The organism is Halococcus agarilyticus (assembly GCF_000334895.1).
Taxonomy (GTDB): Archaea; Halobacteriota; Halobacteria; order Halobacteriales; family Halococcaceae; genus Halococcus; species Halococcus agarilyticus.
Genome location: NZ_BAFM01000044.1, coordinates 1 through 809, shown reverse-complemented (window position 1 = coordinate 809; position 809 = coordinate 1). Strand labels below are relative to the sequence as shown.

2 protein-coding genes are annotated in these 809 nt (G+C 65.4%); both read left to right on the top strand.

The window, feature by feature from the left end; genetic code table 11:
* Positions 1 to 472: PIG-L deacetylase family protein (locus TX76_RS16905; protein ID WP_049904180.1), on the top strand; the 472-nt coding region annotated here is incomplete at its 5' end.
* Positions 473 to 565: 93 nt separating this feature from the next.
* Positions 566 to 809 (top strand): Rid family hydrolase (locus TX76_RS16900; protein ID WP_267462379.1); only part of this gene is annotated, 244 nt, incomplete at its 3' end.

The following is an 809-nucleotide window of genomic DNA, read 5'->3' as shown; positions in this document are numbered from 1 at the left end:
GGACGGCCGGATCGAGTACTCGCTCGACAACCGACTGCGGATCGTCGACGCACTCCGACGGTACGATCCCGACGTGGTTCTCACGCATTTCCGGGACGACATGCATCCCGATCATCGAGCGACCTCCCGGCTGGTGACCGACGCCTACTACATGGCGTCGCTCCCGCTGGCCGAGACCGACCACGAGCCGTGCGATCCGGACAACGTCCACTACTTCGGGAAACCCACCTCCGCGTTCGAACCATCGGTCTTCGTCGACATCACGGAGCACGTCGATCGGAAGCTGGAGGCGATCGAACAGCACGAGTCCCAGGTCGCCTTCCTCACCGAACACGGCGGGATCGACGCCGAGTTCGACACCCTCCTCGACGGGATCCACGCCGAGGGGATCGTGCTCGGCAAACGGACCGGCGTCGGAAGCGCCGAGGGGTTCGCCCCGCTCCACGAGCGCGCCCGCGACTACCTCGGATAGGTCACTTTCCATCGGTCGCACCGTCACGGACCGGTAGCGTTTTGCGGTTCGTCGTCCCTGATGAACGCGCTGTCGCGCCGCGACAGCAGTACCATGGACGAACTCGAAACCGACGACGCACCGGCAAGCATCGGCCCGTTCTCGCAGGGGATCGTCGAGGGCGACACCATCTACGTCTCGGGCCAGGGACCAGTCGATCCCGACACCGGCGACGTGATCGATGGGTCGCCAGACGAACAGACCCGACGCACGCTCGAAAACGTCGAGGCGGTTCTCGGGGCCGCCGACGCCTCGCTCGACGACGTCGTGAAGACGACGGTCTACCTCAAGGACATGC